20 protein-coding genes are annotated in these 18,332 nt (G+C 38.9%); 8 read left to right on the top strand and 12 right to left on the bottom strand.

The window, feature by feature from the left end; all coding sequences use genetic code 11:
• The first annotated feature begins 99 nt into the window (after positions 1 to 99).
• The 3 genes from udk (at position 100) to I6E70_RS05670 (ending at position 2,992) form a co-directional block, all read left to right on the top strand.
• Positions 100 to 732, top strand: a complete 633-nt coding sequence (gene udk / locus I6E70_RS05680; protein WP_007583533.1) for a uridine kinase — start codon at positions 100 to 102, stop codon at positions 730 to 732.
• Between the two features lie 17 nt (positions 733 to 749).
• The gene (locus tag I6E70_RS05675) at positions 750 to 1,976 is read left to right on the top strand and encodes a NupC/NupG family nucleoside CNT transporter (protein WP_007583535.1); all 1,227 of its coding nucleotides are present in this window, start codon (positions 750 to 752) and stop codon (positions 1,974 to 1,976) included.
• 305 nt (positions 1,977 to 2,281) lie between these two features.
• Positions 2,282 to 2,992: a transporter substrate-binding domain-containing protein gene (locus I6E70_RS05670; RefSeq protein ID WP_197188258.1), complete on the top strand. Its 711-nt coding sequence runs from the start codon at positions 2,282 to 2,284 to the stop codon at positions 2,990 to 2,992.
• Positions 2,993 to 3,858: 866 nt separating this feature from the next.
• On the opposite strand, the gene I6E70_RS05665 is transcribed toward I6E70_RS05670, so the two are convergent.
• The 11 genes from I6E70_RS05665 to I6E70_RS05615 all read right to left on the bottom strand — a co-directional run bounded on the left by I6E70_RS05665 (position 3,859) and on the right by I6E70_RS05615 (position 12,334).
• On the bottom strand, positions 3,859 to 4,068 hold the full coding sequence (locus I6E70_RS05665; RefSeq protein ID WP_002959120.1) for a cold-shock protein: 210 nt from the start codon (positions 4,066 to 4,068) through the stop codon (positions 3,859 to 3,861).
• Positions 4,069 to 4,303: 235 nt separating this feature from the next.
• On the bottom strand, positions 4,304 to 5,020 hold the full coding sequence (locus I6E70_RS05660) for a hypothetical protein (protein WP_010555226.1): 717 nt from the start codon (positions 5,018 to 5,020) through the stop codon (positions 4,304 to 4,306).
• The gene (locus I6E70_RS05655; protein ID WP_197188257.1) at positions 5,017 to 5,757 is read right to left on the bottom strand and encodes an iron transporter; all 741 of its coding nucleotides are present in this window, start codon (positions 5,755 to 5,757) and stop codon (positions 5,017 to 5,019) included. The genes I6E70_RS05660 and I6E70_RS05655 overlap by 4 nt, the downstream gene beginning before the upstream one ends.
• On the bottom strand, positions 5,744 to 6,097 hold the full coding sequence (locus I6E70_RS05650; RefSeq protein ID WP_197188256.1) for a cupredoxin domain-containing protein: 354 nt from the start codon (positions 6,095 to 6,097) through the stop codon (positions 5,744 to 5,746). The genes I6E70_RS05655 and I6E70_RS05650 overlap by 14 nt, the downstream gene beginning before the upstream one ends.
• Positions 6,090 to 7,403 carry an ATP-binding protein gene (locus I6E70_RS05645; RefSeq protein ID WP_197188255.1) on the bottom strand — a complete coding sequence of 438 codons (1,314 nt, stop codon included), beginning with the start codon at positions 7,401 to 7,403 and terminating at the stop codon, positions 6,090 to 6,092. Before I6E70_RS05645 ends, I6E70_RS05650 begins: the two co-directional genes overlap by 8 nt.
• Before the next feature lie 26 nt (positions 7,404 to 7,429).
• A complete protein-coding gene (locus tag I6E70_RS05640; protein WP_197188254.1) occupies positions 7,430 to 8,089 on the bottom strand; it encodes a response regulator in 660 nt (219 codons plus the stop codon).
• Between the two features lie 7 nt (positions 8,090 to 8,096).
• Positions 8,097 to 8,744, bottom strand: coding sequence for a hypothetical protein (locus I6E70_RS05635; RefSeq protein WP_197188253.1), 648 nt, complete (start codon positions 8,742 to 8,744; stop codon positions 8,097 to 8,099).
• 21 nt (positions 8,745 to 8,765) lie between these two features.
• Complete coding sequence (locus I6E70_RS05630) at positions 8,766 to 9,536, bottom strand: SDR family oxidoreductase (RefSeq protein ID WP_197188252.1); 771 nt, start codon at positions 9,534 to 9,536, stop codon at positions 8,766 to 8,768.
• Positions 9,533 to 10,222: a TenA family transcriptional regulator gene (locus tag I6E70_RS05625; RefSeq protein ID WP_197188251.1), complete on the bottom strand. Its 690-nt coding sequence runs from the start codon at positions 10,220 to 10,222 to the stop codon at positions 9,533 to 9,535. The genes I6E70_RS05630 and I6E70_RS05625 overlap by 4 nt, the downstream gene beginning before the upstream one ends.
• Positions 10,215 to 11,684, bottom strand: a complete 1,470-nt coding sequence (locus tag I6E70_RS05620) for an AMP-binding protein (protein ID WP_197188250.1) — start codon at positions 11,682 to 11,684, stop codon at positions 10,215 to 10,217. Before I6E70_RS05620 ends, I6E70_RS05625 begins: the two co-directional genes overlap by 8 nt.
• A complete protein-coding gene (locus tag I6E70_RS05615; protein ID WP_024592423.1) occupies positions 11,681 to 12,334 on the bottom strand; it encodes a thermostable hemolysin in 654 nt (217 codons plus the stop codon). The genes I6E70_RS05620 and I6E70_RS05615 overlap by 4 nt, the downstream gene beginning before the upstream one ends.
• 274 nt (positions 12,335 to 12,608) lie before the next feature.
• Here I6E70_RS05615 and I6E70_RS05610 point away from each other — a divergent pair, with 274 nt between their 5' ends.
• From I6E70_RS05610 to I6E70_RS05590, 5 genes are all read left to right on the top strand, one after another.
• On the top strand, positions 12,609 to 13,232 hold the full coding sequence (locus I6E70_RS05610) for a fused MFS/spermidine synthase (protein WP_010555216.1): 624 nt from the start codon (positions 12,609 to 12,611) through the stop codon (positions 13,230 to 13,232).
• On the top strand, positions 13,225 to 14,109 hold the full coding sequence (locus tag I6E70_RS05605; protein WP_121953523.1) for a spermidine synthase: 885 nt from the start codon (positions 13,225 to 13,227) through the stop codon (positions 14,107 to 14,109). The genes I6E70_RS05610 and I6E70_RS05605 overlap by 8 nt, the downstream gene beginning before the upstream one ends.
• A 134-nt stretch (positions 14,110 to 14,243) precedes the next feature.
• The gene (locus I6E70_RS05600; RefSeq protein WP_007583567.1) at positions 14,244 to 14,711 is read left to right on the top strand and encodes a MarR family transcriptional regulator; all 468 of its coding nucleotides are present in this window, start codon (positions 14,244 to 14,246) and stop codon (positions 14,709 to 14,711) included.
• Between the two features lie 8 nt (positions 14,712 to 14,719).
• Positions 14,720 to 15,784 (top strand): HlyD family secretion protein, encoded by a 1,065-nt coding sequence (locus tag I6E70_RS05595; RefSeq protein WP_197188249.1) that lies wholly within the window; start codon positions 14,720 to 14,722, stop codon positions 15,782 to 15,784.
• 10 nt (positions 15,785 to 15,794) lie between these two features.
• On the top strand, positions 15,795 to 16,844 hold the full coding sequence (locus tag I6E70_RS05590; RefSeq protein ID WP_007583570.1) for a DUF2955 domain-containing protein: 1,050 nt from the start codon (positions 15,795 to 15,797) through the stop codon (positions 16,842 to 16,844).
• Positions 16,845 to 16,981: 137 nt separating this feature from the next.
• On the opposite strand, the gene I6E70_RS05585 is transcribed toward I6E70_RS05590, so the two are convergent.
• Complete coding sequence (locus I6E70_RS05585; RefSeq protein ID WP_197188248.1) at positions 16,982 to 18,139, bottom strand: benzoate/H(+) symporter BenE family transporter; 1,158 nt, start codon at positions 18,137 to 18,139, stop codon at positions 16,982 to 16,984.
• Between the last annotated feature and the right edge of the window lie 193 nt (positions 18,140 to 18,332).

Raw genomic sequence — 18,332 nt, 5'->3', positions numbered from 1 at the left:
TAAATTTGCACCCTTGAGCGAAGCAAAAGAGATTAATCGTGTCTTTTTTGCTATTGTGATCTACCAACAATATATCTTTCTGTGTGGATGAGAACTTTAGTGACACGAACTACTATTATAGCCATTGCAGGCGCATCAGCGTCGGGCAAATCTCTTTTTAGCCAAACAATTTACAATGAATTGGTTAATGAGCTTGAACCAGGCGCTATCGCCATTATTGAAGAAGATGCTTATTACAAGGATCAGTCGCATTTGCCGATGGCTCATCGTACGCAAACAAATTACGACCATCCAGATGCATTTGAACACGCATTAATGCTTGAGCATTTAACGCAACTTCGTTGTGGTAACTCAGTAGAAGTACCAACGTATGATTATGCACAGCACACGCGTAGCGCAACCACACGCCGAGTGCCAGCTGCTAAAATACTGATTGTTGAAGGTATTTTACTATTGAGTGATAAAGCGCTTAATAAAGAATTTGATATTAAGGTGTTTATAGACACACCTTTAGATATTTGTTTAATGCGTCGTATGCAACGTGATATGGAGCAACGAGGCAGAACATTACAATCTGTTGTTGAGCAATATCAGGCAACTGTTAGACCGATGTTTTATCAATTCATTGAGCCTTCTAAGCATAATGCTGATTTAGTTGTGACTCGAGGCGGCATGAACCGCGTTGCGATTGATATAATAAAAAGTAAAATTAAATATTTACTACAAGAATAACAACGGGAAACATTTGTATGACAACATTTATGAGCTTAGTAGGCATGTGTGTGCTACTAAGCATTGCCTTTGCTGCGTCAACTAATCGCAAGGCAATTAATTTAAGAACCGTTGGTATAGCATTTGCGATGCAAATTGTTATAGGCGGTTTTGTTCTGTTTTTCGAAGCAGGAAAAAATGTGTTAACTAGCATGTCATCAGCCGTCTCATCGGTTATTGGTTATGCTAATGATGGTATTGGGTTTTTATTTGGTCCACTCGCCTCACAAGACACATTAGGTTTTATTTTTGCAATTCAAGTTTTGCCAGTTATCGTGTTTTTCTCAGCGCTTGTTGCTGTGTTATATCACCTTGGCATTATGGATTGGATAATTAGGATTTTAGGCGGCGGTTTACAAAAATTATTGAAGACCTCGCGCACAGAATCGCTTTCAGCAACTGCAAATATTTTTGTAGGCCAAACTGAAGCACCGTTAATAGTTAAGCCATTTATAGCAACGATGACAAAATCGGAATTGTTTGCAGTAATGGTCGGTGGCTTAGCCACTGTAGCAGGCTCTGTAATGGCCGGTTACGTAATTATTGGCGTAGATCTTAAGTATCTTATTGCTGCGAGCTTTATGGCTGCACCAGGTGGTTTCTTAATGGCCAAAATGATTGTGCCAGAAACTGAAACGCCTAGAGATAACTTAGCTGATTTAGATTTAGATGACGAAGATAAACCTGTAAATGTAATTGATGCAGCTGCATCAGGTGCTGCAAACGGTATGCATTTAGCACTTAATGTAGGTGCAATGTTACTTGCTTTTGTAGCGCTAATTGCACTATTAAACGGTTTATTAGGCGGTATTGGTGGGTGGTTTGATTACCCAACATTAACGCTTCAAGAAATATTAGGTTATGTATTTGCTCCAGTTGCATGGTTACTAGGTGTGCCATGGGATGAAGCGATTATAGCCGGCAGCTTTATTGGTCAAAAGATAGTAGTAAACGAGTTTGTTGCTTACTTAGACTTTATAAATTATCGCGATACGTTAAGTGCGCACACACAAGCAATCGTTACTTTTGCTTTATGTGGGTTTGCTAACTTATCATCGATAGCCATTTTACTAGGTGGGTTAGGCGGTATGGCGCCTAGTCGGCGGAAGGATATCGCACGCTTAGGGCTCAGAGCAGTGTTAGCAGGATCTATGGCTAACCTTATGAGCGCAGCAATTGCTGGGTTTTTCCTCTCGCTAGCTTAGAAACTTATTGAGATGAACACCGGTGTTGCAAAACAAGAGGATAGCGCTTTAAGGGGTTAAAGCTCTATCTGACTTGAACGATACTTCACCAAGGGCCGCAAGGCCCTTTTATCGTTTTAGGCCTTAATTTTTAGCCTCAACTACTTCAAACCTCAAGCCACTTATCTATCTAGCCCCTTTATAGTTATACATAACTCAAATAAACCAATATCTTAGTAACAAGTTCACATAAATAATTTTTGTGTTTTTCATATTTTCAGCCACACTTATTATTACTTAAGCTAACCGAATGACGATTCGCTATTGTGAAATATATTCTTTATTCTCTTTTTTTAATTTGCTCTGTGTATGTTCAAGCAAAGGAAGCCCTGCTTGTTGTTACAGAGTTAGCACCACCAAACCAAGTATTGATTAATGGCGAGGTAGCAGGTGAAGGTACTCAGTTTATTAGAGATATATTTGCTGAGGCTGATCTCACACCTAACATTCAAATGTATCCTTGGGCACGTGCTTATAAAATTGCAGATGAGTTAAAAAACACCTTTATATACAGCCTTGCACGCACTGTAGAGCGAGAAAATAAATTTTATTGGATTGGACCAGTTGGACGATTTGAGCTGGGCTTTATCGGCCTATCAGAGCGAAATGATCTTATTATAAATAATACTGAACAAGCAAAAGTGTATAAAATTGCAATGCAACGCAATGACTTTTCAACACAAACCCTCACGAAACTTGGATTTGAAGTTGTTTTAACCTCTGATATTCAAAAATCATACTCTTTACTATTAGCTAAAAAAGTAGATTTAATTGTAGACGATCCTTTATTCATGCAGCAGATGAGTGATTATCTAAAGCTCAAACCAGCACACTTAAAGTTTATTTATAAAATAGATGAGCTAACAATTGATGCTTATTTAGCTGCAAATAAAAAAACAGATATGCATTTAATAGAAGCACTGCAAGCTGCATTTTTAAAAATAAAGCAAAATAAAGGGCTTCCTTACGAAAGATAAATCATTGAAGATAAGTATGCTTATGGGCGACAAAATCATCTTTCATTTTTAACTTTTTATATTCTTTGTTAAATTACTTTATAACACGCACAACTACTTACTTATTAAATGCGATGCAATTGCTAGCAAGCGCACAAAGATGTAATTTTTGCAGCCTTTCAGCATCTTCCCCACTTTATAGTCAAAGGTTCAAACTGATGCATTATTGTCATTATGAGCCCAAAATTAGATCTATTTTCTTTTTAAAAACAAATCCATATATTGTTTTTGCCTCCAAACATTAGTAAGTTTTCGCCCGCTTTAAAACCAATTTTATATACGCCTAGAGCTGAATTGTTTTTTCGGCGTAAAATTTAGACCGCATACTTAATGGAATTGGTATAACTTACTTATCAGCTTTGAGCTTATAAAAGAAAGTTTGACTCGCGCCAGCGGCCCAGCCTAATAAAATGGTGGGTCACGTTCGATGTTTTTAATTATTGAAACAATGCCAAAGTAAGGGGCTTTTAAACTAAGTTATAAGCACGCTTCCAAGGAAGCAATTTAAACTCGCAGGTTATATCAATAGCTGTGCAAATATCTTTTACAATATCGAGAGTACTACTAACAAGCTGGTCTTTGTCGTTTTGAATTTGTTGTTTTGAAATTATAAGGGAGAAATGTTCGGTATAAATTACAAGCTTAAACTCACTTGCATTAGCACAATGGCTTAGAAGAATAGAAAAACGAATATTAGGAGGGGCTAAATAATAGCAATATCATTTAGTTAATTTACAGGGATAATGGGCGTTGCTTAGTTTGAGTCAAATTTCAGACACAAAAAAAGCGCCTTAAGCGCTTTTTTTCATTTTACTTAAAAAGTAAAATTATACAGCTGTGATGTTATCAGCTTGTGGACCTTTTTGACCTTGTGAAAGAGTAAACTCTACACGTTGGCCTTCAGCTAAAGTTTTGAAACCTTCGCTTTTGATTGCTGAGAAATGTGCGAAAACGTCTGGGCCATTTTCTTGCTCGATGAAACCAAAACCTTTAGACTCGTTAAACCACTTAACTGTACCTGATACGATGTTAGACATTGTAATATCCTGAAATAAAAATAAAAATATGCTCATAAGAGCGGGTGTAGCAAAAAATGAGATGGTACTTTAAAAACTTCAGGACGGTACTACAAGTATTACTTATATCGAAATGGAGATTTATAGCTTACATGCTTTCTTTCTAGCTGCGGCCCACTATATAGAGTTTAAATAATATGTCAAGTACCTATCTATAATCAGAATAATAAACAACCAAAACTACTTTTAGTTGTTATTAAAATTCAAATTCTAATGCGAGCCTAAAACTATGGTTTTTTTCTGATTGGCTTATCTCAGTGATGAAACCCGCTTCCCATTTTAATTGCTTTTGCCCATCAAAGCGCTGTAAACCTATAAAGCCAGGCCCTATACCAATAAAGTCTTCACCTACGTAAACCTCTATAGAAGGCTGGAAAGCAGAGCGATATCGATAGCGATATTGTGCTCTAAACTCACTTTCCCATTCGTTTTTAATGTCTTGCCCCCACTCATAAACCAAAAAAGCATTTAGCGTAAGACTTGTTTTTCCAAATTCTTTTTCGATCACAAAACCCGAAGTTGCCTCATACACATCTTCGTTATGTTTTTTTTCAAGCTCAAATAACGCGCCCCAATCAGCCCATAATTTACCTTGTTCAATTAATTGCCAACGTAGCTCAAGCTCATAAGCTTCTAATCCAAAGTCGCCGTTATCGTCTCGCTCACCAACTAAATAGCCTTCGAGTGCCATTGTATCGTTAATAGCACCACCGCCACCCAAACGCTGCGCTAGTATGTTGCCACTATCTGTTTGGTGCGACACTAATCGCCACTCAAACTCACGCTCAAAAGGCAAAACATAGGGGTGATATACCTTATCAACAACAATACCATCGGCCTTTGCTTGGATTGAGAATACCAACAAACAAAGAGCGGTAAAACTAAGCGCTGAATATAGGTTGAGTGCTTTCATACACGTTCCTTAGTTATTGAAGCCGAAATAACATAACAAAGTAATAAAAATAACACGCTGCTTGTACTATATATAAGTACACTCATTAAATCAGGAGTGGCCTCGTAACCAACAAGAGCACGCAGTACGCGGCCTAGCTCAGAGTTTTCGCTTAACAAATTACGTAAATCCCACACTGTTGAGGTGTTTGTAATTAAATCTATTTGGCTTGCCAAATCCAGTGCAACTAGTAACTTAGCCGCGCTGTTAAAAGCAAGCAAAGTAAAAAGCGGGTACATACCAAAACGGTGCTTAATTGCATTCATTAAAAAGTACAGCAATACGCTAAAACTTAAACAAATTCCCACACCTAATAAAGTGCCGATAAATAAGCTTTGCCCTGCATCATTATTTTGCCAAAAACTGGTGAGGTAAATAATATAATGGCTTAAATACAGCGTTATTGTGCTTATAACTGCGATATAAAATGCCGCTGACTTTTGCTTTAGTGCAAATATCAATACAGCAATAAATATAGTGATACATAGCCCTATTTGTGAGTACTCTAACCCTTGGTGTTCAAACCACTGGCTCACCCACGACGCACTTTGCATGTACAAAAACGACATTATCGCGCCTATTAATAAAGCAGACCCTATTTTTAAAGAGCTTTGTTTTTTAACTACTTGTAGTAGCACTAATAAAATAGCCACTGGTAGTAATTGGTTAAGGCTCATGACTAAACTAGTTATTAGCATGCTGCGCCCCTTCATCGTTAACTATAACAACGCCCCTTGCTGTATTTGGCGAAAACTCACCAAAAAATTCGTAATACCCTTTACTAAGCGGCCCTATATAAATAATGCTTTTACGGTTTGGGTAGAGTACTTTTTCTCTGTTTAGATCAAAGCTATCAAACTCTTCTGGTGTGCTGTCTTGGTTTTCTATCAATAGTTTTACTTTTTTATTTGCGGGAATAATTATTTGCGAGGGATAAAACAAATGATCTTTTAAAATAATAAGGTACTCTTTACTCGCCGCGTTAAACGACAAAAATAGCAAACAACAAAGACATTGATTGAATAAACGTTTAGTCACTTTTTACTCCTGTAAAAGTAACCTTAACGGTTAGTCCGCCTAAAGAGCTATTCGCTAAATAAATACTTGCGCCATAAATAGCAATTATATGTTGAACAATCGCCATACCTAAACCCGCACCTTGCTCGCCTGATGGATGTTGATCGCCACCTACGCGATAAAAGCGATTAAATATTCGCTCTTTTTGCTCTTCAGTCATGCCCGCACCAGAATCATCAATTTGCCAACTATAGCTGTTATTACTTGATGCTAATTTAATTATTATTTGACCATTATTGGGGGTGTATTTTATGGCATTGCTAAGTAAATTAGCGATGAGTGTGGTTAATGTAAACTCATCACCATTAATTACAAAATCATCACCTTCGAGGCTAATCATTTGGTTTTTTTCGTCTATTTTGTCGTATTGCTCCGATACGACTTGTTGAGTAATCGTTAGCAATGATTGTTCGCTAAACTGCCTCAGCCATTGTTCAGGCTGAGTGCGCCCTAAAATTAGCATTTGTTCAACAATATTACTTAAGCGATTAATGCCCTGCGACATGGCTTGTAATTCTTGATGGTCTTGCAGATTACTTTGTTTATTAGCCAAATTATGCACATTAATTTTTAAACTACTAAGCGGGGTACGTAATTCGTGAGCTGCATCTGAAGCAAAAAAGCGCTCTCGTAAGTAGGCAGTTTCTACGCGCTTAAATAAGTCGTTTAAACGATTAATAACCGGTTTAATTTCTTCGTCGGTTACTTGCCAGTTAATTGGCGTAAAGTCGTTTGCTTGGCGAGTAGCCAGCTGCTTAGATAATCGAGTAAGAGGGGCTAATGCGTATTTAACAAAAAAGCTAATAAAAATAGCAAGCAGAGGGACTGCCCATAGCATAGGTAACATTGCAGATAAAATAACGGCTTCAGCTAATTCAAACCGCTTTGCCATAGGTTCAGCAACAATGACTTTACGGGTGTTTTTACTCATCACAAACACTCGCATACGCTGCCCTGCTACATTGGCAGTTTGAAAGCCCTCGCTAAAACTAATTTGGTTATTCGTTAAACTCGATGAGCCGCTAAGTAAACTATTGTTTTGCCAAATTTGATACAACAACTGAGCACTATTATTGCTTACTTGTACTGCATTTGTGCTTAGTGCTAATGGTTGCTCAATTAAAACGCCAGCCACTATTTTAAGTTCATTATCAAGCAAGTTTTCGCCGTGGCGCATGCTTTTTTGATAGCCTTTTACTAATGCTAAAAAGCAAGTAAGCACCATCATTGAAAGTAAAATTAAGGTCAGACGTTTACGAATAGACATTTTCAACCTCGAAAGATAAACACACCCTAACGCTTACCAACCACGTAGCCAATGCCACGTAAGGTTTTAATAAAATCGCTAGGGAATTTTTTACGAATATGATGAATATGCACCTCTATGGCATTAGAGCCAACTTCTTCACCCCATTGGTAAAGTTTGTTTTCGAGTTGTTGTTTTGATTGCACCCTTCCCTGATTTTCCATCAGCGCCTTTAAAAGCATGTATTCTTTTCGCGGCAGTGTAAGTGACTGCCCACTTAGTGTAACTGTATGAGCTGATGTATCCATTACTACATCACCACAGCGCAATAAGCTTGATTGTGTTTGGTTAATGCGCCGGCTTGCTACACGTAATCGAGCAAATAACTCAGCAGGGTCAAACGGCTTTGCAAGGTAATCGTCTGCCCCCATATCTAGCCCTTGGACTTTGTCATCAATACTGCCGCGAGCAGTTAAAATAACCACCGGAATAACTTTTTTTTGTGCTTTAATATGCTTTAAAACTTGCGAGCCGTCGCCATCAGGTAATCCTAAATCGAGAATAACAAGCTCAATCTCACCACTAGAAAGGCACTCTAAGGCATGCTTAACTGTGCCACTATGCTCTACGCTGTAGCCCTCTTGGCGCAAAGAGCGAATAAGCCCTTGCGCCACTAAATGATCGTCCTCAACGAGTAATAAATGCATTATGTGTTTATCTTTTTAGTTTTTTATCTACTTTTACCAATAGCTGGCTTATTGCTTGTTGGCGATATTTATCTGCTTTTGCACGAGTATCACGAATGCCCGCAGCTTGTGCTACAAGTAGTCGTGCTTTAGCTTGTTTATAATCGCCTTCGTCATACAAATATTCACCGTATAAGTAATTAGTATCAATGCCTTCGAGATTAAAAGCGAGCGCTTGTTTAAATAATTTTTCAGCTTTGTCATCATCACCAAAACCAATTGGCCAACCAGGTACTTTGCTATAAAGCGTTGCAAGGCTTGCGTAAGCTGAGCCATTTAGTGCAGTGCCATCTATTAAAAGTGCATTTTCGAGTGACGTTTTTGCCTCTTTTGCTAAACCAAGTGCACCCAACCCGCCTTTTGCGCCTGCAAAGCTGGCTAACACAATGCCATTCCAAATATGTGTTTGCGCCGAACCTGGATAGTTTTGAACAAATAATGCGCTTTGCTCACTTAGTTGCGTAAACGCGTCTATTTGCGCATCGTCTTCAAGTTCGTAGTTAGCAGTTGCCCACTTTTGTTGAATAGAGGTTAAGTCTTGTGTTTCATCTGCGTGTACTGCGGTTGCAAATACAGTTGTTAGTACTAAATAAAATGCGAGTGTAAATTTATACATAATTTTGCCCTTGTGTGTTTGTTAACTTAAAAAACGTTTAATTTTAGGAAGTTGTTTTGCAATAGCGTTGTCAACAACGCTTGGGAATGCGCCATTTATGCGTGCAAATAATTTTTCAGGAAAACCAATAAAACGCCTTGTTTGATTCGAATTTATAAGTGCTAATAACTCTTGAGCAACTAATTCTGGCGAGTCCATTTTATTACCGAGTTCTTTATTCATTGCACGCGCTTTACTGCTATTAATAGATGTATTTGTTGCTCTTGGTGCTAAATAGGTCACTTTAACGCCTGAACCATTCAACTCACGCGAGAGCGCTTCTGTAAAACCACGTAAACCAAATTTACTGGCGCAATAAAGTGTTTGAAACGGGTAGCCAATACTGCCAAACGATGAGCCCACGTTAACAATGGTGCCTTTGGTATACTGTAACTGCCCTAAAAATAGCTGGCATAATTTAATAGGCACCGACAAATTAGTAACGAGCATATTGTCTATTTGCTCATTACTTGTGTGCTCTAAGCTTTGCATTGTATTTATACCGGCATTGTTAATAAGTAACTTAACGCCACCGAGTTGCTTGGCTTTTATTGCTAAGTTAATGCGTGTTGTATCGTCGGTTAAGTCGCCCGTAAATATTTCACTTTCTGGGCATGCACTACTGAGCTCTTCAAGGGCTTGGGTATTTCGCCCTACAAGTAGTAACTTCCACCCTTTTGCATATAGGGCTTTAGCAATCGCTTGCCCTATTCCGCCTGTTGCGCCAGTGAGCACACATAAAGTGCTACTCATGCCAATTTGCCTTGTGCACTTGCTTTAAAAAACGGTTCGTCATCGAGCCCACGAAATATATCGCCGTATAAACGATAAAAGCGCTTTGCACCATGGAGTATGGCTTGCTGATCCGCCTCATCTGTTATTTGGTTCATTAGGTTTTCAAAAAACTTTACATGCTCTATATCAAGTGCGCCGTGAGAGGTTAAATAACTCAATGCTTTTTTAGGTAAGCCCACAGCATTTGCAATGTTTGAAGCCGCGCCATCAGCAAGCGCTATAGAAGTGCCCTCAAGCACATGCACCATGCCAAAAAAGCTCAACGGATTTTTACGTGCAATGGAGTCGTACGCATACGAAACCATTATTTCGGTTGCAAATTGCGGCTGACTACACCGTACTGTTTCTTTGTCAAAACCACAGGCTGCAATGTCATTAAGTACCCACTCTTGATGACCAATCTCTTCTTCAATATATTCTGCGACGGCTTCGCGCAGCCATTCTTGATCGTCGGTTAATCGTGCACCAACCGACATCATTAATGGCACAGTGTGCTTAACATGGTGATACGCTTGCGCTAAAAACGAGGCGTATTCTTCAAGTGATGCTTCGCCTTTAAAAACACGCTGGATAATCGGCGCTGCAAGCAGGTAGTTTTGCTCTTGTTTAGTTTGCTCTTTAAGGGTGTTAAAAAAATCACTCATTAATTACTTCTCCAAGTCGGTAAAATTGCTCAAACACAGCATGGTACTGCTTACTTATGGCATCTCGTTTTGGGCGATTATTTGTGGTTAATAATCCTTGTTGCACACTTAATGGGGCAGTTAAACGATGCCATTTTTGAATTCGTGCATAGTCGGGTAGTTGTTTATTAATTGCGTTAATGTATTGTTCTAACACTGGGTTACTTAGCTTTGAATCGGCATAAATAATGGCGGTTAAAAAAGGTCGACCTTCACCAAACACAACCGCTTGTAAAATACCGCTTTGACTTAGTAATAGTGATTCAGGCCACTCGGCACTGATATTGCGCCCCATGCTGGTAATAATTAGGTTTTTTAAGCGGCCTTTAATAAATAAGGTATTTTGATGCTGATCGACCAGATCACCGGTTGCATACCACTGGTTTTTATCGTGAGGTTGATGATTTAAGTAACCTAAAAACAAATCGCCTTTTACAAAAAGCTGGTCATTTTCAATTTTGGTTTGAATATGAGGTAACACAGAGCCTGCACTGTGAAGGTTATCGTTTGTGGGCGTATTTAAACTAACTACAGATGCCGCCTCAGAAAGCCCATAACCTTGGTATACCGGTAAATTTAAGCTACGCGCTTTGGTTAATAGCATTTCGCTGACACGCGCACCACCTACTGCTATAAATTGTAACGAACTAGGCGGTTGCCACCCATCTTCTGCAAAAGTAACTAAGCATGCTAATAGTTCAGGCACTAAAATAAGCGTATTTGGCTTAACTTTATCAATCGCAGCTATAAGCTGTGCGGGCTGTTTTAATGCAGTTCCAACAAATCCTAATTCATTTAACGGCATTAAATGCACTGTACCGCCACTTTTTAAAGGGGCATACACACCGGCTATATTTTCAAGCAATACAGCAAGCGGCAATAAACATAAATGAACAGGCTTTTTAATATTAATTTTATCGCACAGAGATTGGGCTACCTGCATTTGACTCTTTGCAGATAAACACACGCCTTTTGGTTGCCCAGTCGATCCTGATGTAAACGTTACTTTTTGAGTTTCTGGAAAATAACTGACGGCTTTAGCTACAACAATTTCGTAAATATATAACGTGTAAAACTCAAACATAGTAATCGATGCAGTCGGCTCCCCAAGTAAAGGGTTTAGCGTGTCGCTAATAAATAAATGTGCGCCGCATTGCGCTAGTACATATTGAGTTTGTTGTTCACTAAAAAAGTGAGCAATTGGCACAGCCACTTTATTAGAAACTGCAGTAGCGGCATCAATAACAAGCCAAGCTGGCGTATTATCGAGCTTATAAGCGACACATTTGCCGTTAAAGCTTTGTAGTATTTTTACTACTTTTTGTATTTGCTGGTTAAACTCACCACCGTTAATTTCAAGTGTTTGCTCTTTATTATGGGCAATAATTAATGGCGATATTGAATGTGTATTATAGTAATTCATACATTCACCAATGCATTTACCAAAGAATTAATACTTGAGTGGTTTTGCTGCATCAAACTATAAAGCATTGGGGTATTTAATACTTGTTGGTGAGCTTGCTCTAGGCTCACAATGCATACTGTTGGTTGGTTGGCGTAATAGCTGCCCCACTTTAATGGGTTCTCAACTACAAAACTGCTCGCAAGTGCAATTTCGGTACACGTAACACCAAGTAAGCGCAATAAAGCACGCACTTTGTTGGTTGCACAAAACACTAAATGTTTTGCCCCCACACTTTGCAGAGCTTCGTTAACAATAATAAAATGTGCAAGTGTTGCTCTTCGATTTGTAGAGCAGAGATTACCAAGTTCAAAAATTTTATTGCGAGAAATACTTTCATCTAAAAAATCTTCAACGGGTGATGCTAAATATTGCTCAATAAACAATGGCGAAGTTGCTTGCCTTAGCCCTAACGTGCACTTTCCTTGCTCGGTAACGTATTGGCAAAGTAGGGGCATAAAAGAAGTAAGCTTAGCGTTATACGCAACTAAAAAACCTTCTTTCACTGTATTTTCGAGATTTTTTCGATGCACATCATCAATACGAGCACTAATAAACTGACTGTTATTTTGTGTTAAATCTAATGATGTAGAAGTGTGGGCTAATTGCATAAGCTCGCTCATTTAAACCTGTTTATATTTCAGGGTTTAAACTTAACGAGTGAAACTTAAAGAAAACTTAAGAAAAAATTAATTTAAATGAAAAAGCGTCTTAAGTGTTAAATCGCGAGGGCCTAGGCAAGCTAAATAGATCAGAATTCAACTAACTAACAAATCGCTATAACAAAACTTCTTTTTTAAATTAAACTTAGGTCAACAGGCTCTAGCAGCTTTGTATGCATCACGTTAGTATAGTGTTCTACTTAAGTTACATAAAGATAATTACATGAGCATAAAAACAAACGCGTTAATTTACTTTTTAGCTTTTTGCAGCGGCTTTTGCATAATGGGCATTGAGCTTTTAGGTGGGAGAATTCTTGCCCCCTTTTTTGGCAGTAGCGTGCATATTTGGGGCAGTATAATTACTGTGTTTATGCTTAGTTTATCTTTTGGGTATTTACTTGGTGGTAAACTCAGCACTAAAAATGCATCCCTTACCAAATATGGTTTAATATTTTTAATTGCCAGCATTATGGTTGTTCCTATTACATTATTTTCGCAGCCTATAATGGAATTTATATTTACCCATATTGAAGATAGCCGCTACGGCTCACTCTTAGCGTCAACTGCTTTATTTTTTATACCTACCGTTATTTTAGGCATGATCTCGCCCTACTCTGTGCGCTTACTGGTAACAGATAGCGATAAAAGCGGCCAAGTGGCTGGGCGTTTATACTTTGTAAGTACGCTTGGCAGTGCCCTGGGTACTATAATTACCTCTTTTTACTTTGTACTCGCGTTTGACGTGAATACAATTATTAGCGCCTTTGCTTTAACGCTTGGGTCACTGGGTTTAGTAGCGATTGCTATTAATACCTTGGCTAATAATAAGGGGCTTGCCCATGCTTAAATATTTGTTACTGCCATTAATTGTGTTTTCAGGTTCTGCGTTTAGTAACGTTATTCATGAAGAACGCTCGCTTTATCGCAATATTATTGTTGAAGAAACGAGCGACTTACGTTGCCTTAAATTTAATACTAAAAGTAGCCAAACAAGCCAAAGTTGCATGTATAAAAGCAATCCAGACAAACTTGTTTTTAATTACACAAAATTGACGTTTGCGAGCCTTTTAGTAACCGACAACCCTAAAAGTGTACTTATTATAGGATTAGGTGGCGGTACGCTTTCTAACGTTATTCATGAGCTATACCCCACTGCAAATATTCATAATGTTGAAATAGATCCTGCAGTAACTAAAGTTGCACGCGATTACTTTAACTTTATAGAAAACGACTTAGTGACATCAAGCGTGCAAGATGGCCGTATTTTTATAAAGCGCGCCGCTATTAAAAAGCAAAAGTACGATTGGATTATTTTAGATGCATTTAACGGCGACTATATTCCGGAGCATTTGCTCACTAAAGAGTTTTTTGAAGAAGTGCAAAGCGTATTGGCCGATGGTGGCGTTATTGCCGCAAATACGTTTTCAAGTAGTAAACTTTATGAGCATGAGTCGGCAACTTACCACGCTGTATTTGGCGACTTTATAAATGTAAGCCGCGAAAATCGCAGCAACCGTATTATTTTAGCGGGGCTTAAATCAATACCGAGCGAAGCCCAAATTAACACGCGTGTAAATGCTCTCGCCCCTAAATTAGTAAAATACGGTGTAGATATAAAAGCGATTAGCCAACTTATGCACTTTACTAAAGACGGCCAAGATTGGCCTGCAGATACAAAAGTACTTACCGATCAATACTCCCCAGCTAATTTACTTAACTTTTAAAACTCCCTAAACCTCACCATTTTTTTACAGGTGAGGTTTAGCAAATATTTTGCCACTTCCCGTACTTACACATATTTACTTAGCAAGCTAAGTAATGATAAAATAGTTAGCTTGCTAACTATGTTGGGATGGCTATGCCTACACAAAAACCTTTTCACGAGACGCTCGATTTAACAGTTATCGGTAATATGGGCCGAGTTCATCGCTTATGCCGCGAAGCAGTAACCATTGCTGTTGAGCCTTTGGGGCTTACTCAGTCGCGCTGGACTGCACTAATGCATATAAATATGCGTGGTGAGGGACTAACACAACTTGAACTTGCTAATAGCTTAGGGATAGAAATGCCTTCACTGACTCGCACGCTTAAGCAATTAGAGGAGCAATCGTTAATCGTTCGCCGTGTAGACAAACATGATAAGCGCAGTAAAAGACTCTATTTTACTGAGCAAAGTGATGCCATTTTACATTCATTGCAAGAGACCATTTCCGATATAAAAAATCAGTTATACAGCGGTTTATCTGTTGAGCAGCTAGATGCCATTGCATTTGGTTTGATCAAAATAGAGCAAAACGCCCTTAAATGTATTCAAGTTAATAAGTAAGGCTAAAAATGACACCGGATCAAAAGTTTGCACGCTATGTAAGGTTTTCTCTCATAGGGTTTATCTTAGTATTTATTTACTATTTAGTGGCCGATATGGTTTTACCTGTGACACCACAGGCACGTGTATACCACCCTGTTGTGCAAATATCACCGCAAATTAGTGGCCGAGTCACTAGTGTGCAAGTTAATAATAACCAACCAGTTAAAGCGGGCGATATATTATTTAGTATCGATGAAGGCCCATATAATTTAGCCAAAGAGCAAGCTCAACTCGCGCTTGATGATGCCAAATTACAAAATAAGCGTCTTGATACCAATGTTAAAGCCCTTGAAGCACAAATTAGTGCTGCAAATGCTAAGCAGCATGAGCAAAAGCTATTAAAAAGCAGAGGCGAAAAACTCTATACTCAAAAGTCTATATCGGAGCAAGAGCTTGAAAGCATTCGTGCTAATTTTGAAGCCAGTAAAGCAAATGTTGCGGCTCTAGAAGCGCAGTTAGCTGAAGCAGTTTTAGCTAGAGGTGACTCAGGTAATAAAAACTTAGCTATACGTCATGCTGCTAACCAGTTAGCGCAGGCTGAGTTAAATTTATCCTACACGCAAGTACGTGCACTAAGTGACGGCGTAGTTGCTAACTTACAATTATTAGACGGCGCATACGCAGTTGCAGGTAGCCCATTATTAGCTATTGTCGCTAAAAAAGCCGACTTAGTTGCCGACTTTAGAGAAAAGTCACTCTCAAATATGAAGCAAGGCACTCAAGCGCGCGTAGTATTTGATAGCCGCCCAGGTGAAGTTTACGACGCAATACTAGAAACATTTGAAGCAGGTGTTAGCAACGGTCAACTTAGTGCAAATGGTTTACTAAGTACAACAGAAACCAGCAATCGTTGGGTACGTGACGCACAGCGTCAACGCATTCATTTAAAGCTCGTAAATCATCAAGACTTAATAGCGAACATGCCAAGCGGGTCACGTGCAACAGTACAATTATTACCCGAATCGACAATTGGGCAATGGTTTGGCTCTGCACAAATTAGATTTATTAGCTGGTTACACTACATTTATTAATGGAGGCTTTATGACTCAAATTGTTAGCCAAGGCCCACAATTAGACTCTAATGGCCTTCGCCAAGCACTACGCATTGCAGGTGGATGCACCCTTGGCTTTACTATTAGTAAATTAATGAACTGGCCTAATGGTATATTTTTTACCGTTTATCCTATGTTGATATTGGGCATGGTACCTACGTTAAGTCGTGGGCTTATAAATCAATTTATAGCATCTGCTGCATTTAGCGCGCTTATAGTGCTGATAATGCAGGGATTATTTTCTCACTTGCCAGTCGTTATGACATTGTTAGTGTTTGGTGTTTTCTGCTTTTTATTTTACCAAATGAGTAGCGGCAGCGCCTTTTTATTTGGCGCTTTAGGCGTGATCAGCCTTTCTATTCAGCTACATTTTTCGAGCTATGTTGATGAAGGAAGTAGTATTTATCCGTTAATTTTAACTAATGGTTTGGCTATATTTTTAACCGTTGTTATTGGAGCATTAATGCATGGCCTATTTCCTGATGTAACCGCAAGGCCCGGGCGAGTAATGCCAGCTAAAGCAAAAGAAAGTATTCGCCATGAGGTATTGTTATGCTCAACCGTGGCTACGCTCTCTTTTGTGGTTTTTCAGGTTCTTGATTTACAAGACTCAATATCTGCGCAGGCAGCTTCTGTGCTTATTTTGTTTTCATTATGCTGGAAAGCCGCAGGTATGGCTGGTTGGCAGCGAGCAATTGGAACGCTTATAGGGTGTAATGCAGCGTTACTATCGCAACTATTTTTGTATAGTCACTCTGATTTTTTACTTTTTCCGATGGCTATTTTATGGATACTTTCGTTTCTTTTTGCGCGTTTTCATATTTTAGGCGGAGGCATACCTGGTATTGGTTTTGGTGTGTTGACTACGTTTGGTATTTTATTTGGGAACTCACTCGGGCCAGGCCAAGATCTTGTTTATAGCGCAATGTACCGGTTTAGCTCGGTATCGGTGGCTATAATATTAAGTCTGTGCGTTGTGTATATTATGCACCATATACTTAATCGGTTTAGTGTAACTCGCCATCATACTTTTGATTAGGTAAATCTTGTTTTATAAAACTAAAGGCTGCAATTGCAGCCTTTTTTATAAGCTTAGTTAAGCTATTTTTATAATATAAATAAACTATAATTTTGTTTTAAATACTCACCAGCAGCTCTTTGTACACAATAAAGTTTTTAGTCTTTTTGGGTGATAAGGAGCGTAAGCACACCCGCTATAATTCCCCAAAAAGCAGACCCCACTGAGAGTAATGTTAAGTTAGATGCTGTTACTAAAAAAGTAACAATTGCGGCCTCCGTATATTTAGTACTACTAAGGGCTTGCTGCAAACTATTAGCAATGGTGCCAAATAGCGCAATGCCCGCCAAAGCTAAAATAAGTGCCTGCGGTAAACTTGCCACCAACCCAACCAATGTAGCCGCGCACAGCGCCATTAAAATATAAAATGCGCCCGCCGCTATACTCGCCCAATAACGTTTATCATGATTTTCATCCGCTTCATCACTCATACAAATAGCAGCAGTAATAGCGGCTAAATTAATAGAATAAGCTCCAAACGGGGCACTAAGCATATTTACAAAACCAGTAACATTAAGAGACGCAGATATAGGCGCTTTATATTTATGCGCTTTTAAAACAGCAATACCCGGTAAATTTTGCGAGGTCATGGTAACTATATAAAGTGGTAAACCTATGCTAATGCATGCTTGCAAGTGAAAAACGGGTTCAATATAAGCAAATTCGCTCATTTTCCAGTGCAGTGCGCTGGTATCAATATGGCCCATTTGCCAAGCGAGTAGTACACCTATAATAAGCACACTTAACATAGCAAAGCGGGCAAAAAAGCGTTTACCAATAAAGTACATAACAACCATTAAGCCAATCACTAAAGGCATGTCGTTCATAAAATTAAAAACATCAATACCAAAGGTAACAAGTACGCCGGCCAACATGGCGCACGCAAGCTCACTTGGAATACGGTTCATTATTTTTTTAAACCAGCCCGTCACCCCCGACAAAAAAACGAGCAATGCACTGAGCATAAACGCGCCAATAGCCTCGTTTAAGTTATACCCTTGTGCACTTGAAATCAGTAATGCAGCCCCCGTGGTAGACCACGCAATTAAAACAGGCACTTTGTAATAGTACGACAAACCTATTGACGTTGTGCCCATCACTAAACCAAGCATTAAAATCCAACTAGCTACTAAATCGGGTGTGCCTCCAAGGGTTATCACCACCTGATAAATCAATGCAATAGAACTCGAAAAACCAATAATTACAGCCACAAGCCCTGCTGTAATTCGGTTAAGCAACTGATCAGACACCTTCATAAATCCCTCGTAATGCCATTTATGCAGCACACAACATACGTGCCCGATAAATGCATTGCAATTAGCGATTAGTTTACAAAGAGTGAAAAAATTCACTTTTTATTTTTCATTGTAATTAACGTCAAAAAGTCACTTTTAACCATTGTATTTAACTAAACAAACAAGTACCCATAAACGCGCCAAAGGCCGCATG

It is taken from the genome of Pseudoalteromonas sp. NGC95 (assembly GCF_015864705.1).
Taxonomy (GTDB): domain Bacteria; phylum Pseudomonadota; class Gammaproteobacteria; order Enterobacterales; family Alteromonadaceae; genus Pseudoalteromonas; species Pseudoalteromonas arctica.
Note: the sequence above shows the minus strand (reverse complement) of the source record. Positions and strands in the feature narration are given on the sequence as shown.

Excerpts from the sequence above, each read along its gene's own strand:
- I6E70_RS05600 (WP_007583567.1), top strand. The coding sequence starts at position 14,244 with ATGCCTACACAAAAACCTTTTCACGAGACGCTCGATTTAACAGTTATC.
- I6E70_RS05605 (WP_121953523.1), top strand. The coding sequence starts at position 13,225 with ATGCTTAAATATTTGTTACTGCCATTAATTGTGTTTTCAGGTTCTGCG.
- I6E70_RS05625 (WP_197188251.1), bottom strand. The coding sequence starts at position 10,222 with ATGAGTGATTTTTTTAACACCCTTAAAGAGCAAACTAAACAAGAGCAA.
- I6E70_RS05635 (WP_197188253.1), bottom strand. The coding sequence starts at position 8,744 with ATGTATAAATTTACACTCGCATTTTATTTAGTACTAACAACTGTATTT.
- I6E70_RS05655 (WP_197188257.1), bottom strand. The coding sequence starts at position 5,757 with ATGCTAATAACTAGTTTAGTCATGAGCCTTAACCAATTACTACCAGTG.
- I6E70_RS05660 (WP_010555226.1), bottom strand. The coding sequence starts at position 5,020 with ATGAAAGCACTCAACCTATATTCAGCGCTTAGTTTTACCGCTCTTTGT.
- I6E70_RS05595 (WP_197188249.1), top strand. The coding sequence starts at position 14,720 with ATGACACCGGATCAAAAGTTTGCACGCTATGTAAGGTTTTCTCTCATA.
- I6E70_RS05630 (WP_197188252.1), bottom strand. The coding sequence starts at position 9,536 with ATGAGTAGCACTTTATGTGTGCTCACTGGCGCAACAGGCGGAATAGGG.
- I6E70_RS05645 (WP_197188255.1), bottom strand. The coding sequence starts at position 7,403 with ATGTCTATTCGTAAACGTCTGACCTTAATTTTACTTTCAATGATGGTG.
- I6E70_RS05620 (WP_197188250.1), bottom strand. The coding sequence starts at position 11,684 with ATGAATTACTATAATACACATTCAATATCGCCATTAATTATTGCCCAT.
- I6E70_RS05610 (WP_010555216.1), top strand. The coding sequence starts at position 12,609 with ATGAGCATAAAAACAAACGCGTTAATTTACTTTTTAGCTTTTTGCAGC.
- I6E70_RS05615 (WP_024592423.1), bottom strand. The coding sequence starts at position 12,334 with ATGCAATTAGCCCACACTTCTACATCATTAGATTTAACACAAAATAAC.
- I6E70_RS05665 (WP_002959120.1), bottom strand. The coding sequence starts at position 4,068 with ATGTCTAACATCGTATCAGGTACAGTTAAGTGGTTTAACGAGTCTAAA.
- I6E70_RS05585 (WP_197188248.1), bottom strand. The coding sequence starts at position 18,139 with ATGAAGGTGTCTGATCAGTTGCTTAACCGAATTACAGCAGGGCTTGTG.
- I6E70_RS05590 (WP_007583570.1), top strand. The coding sequence starts at position 15,795 with ATGACTCAAATTGTTAGCCAAGGCCCACAATTAGACTCTAATGGCCTT.
- I6E70_RS05640 (WP_197188254.1), bottom strand. The coding sequence starts at position 8,089 with ATGCATTTATTACTCGTTGAGGACGATCATTTAGTGGCGCAAGGGCTT.
- I6E70_RS05675 (WP_007583535.1), top strand. The coding sequence starts at position 750 with ATGACAACATTTATGAGCTTAGTAGGCATGTGTGTGCTACTAAGCATT.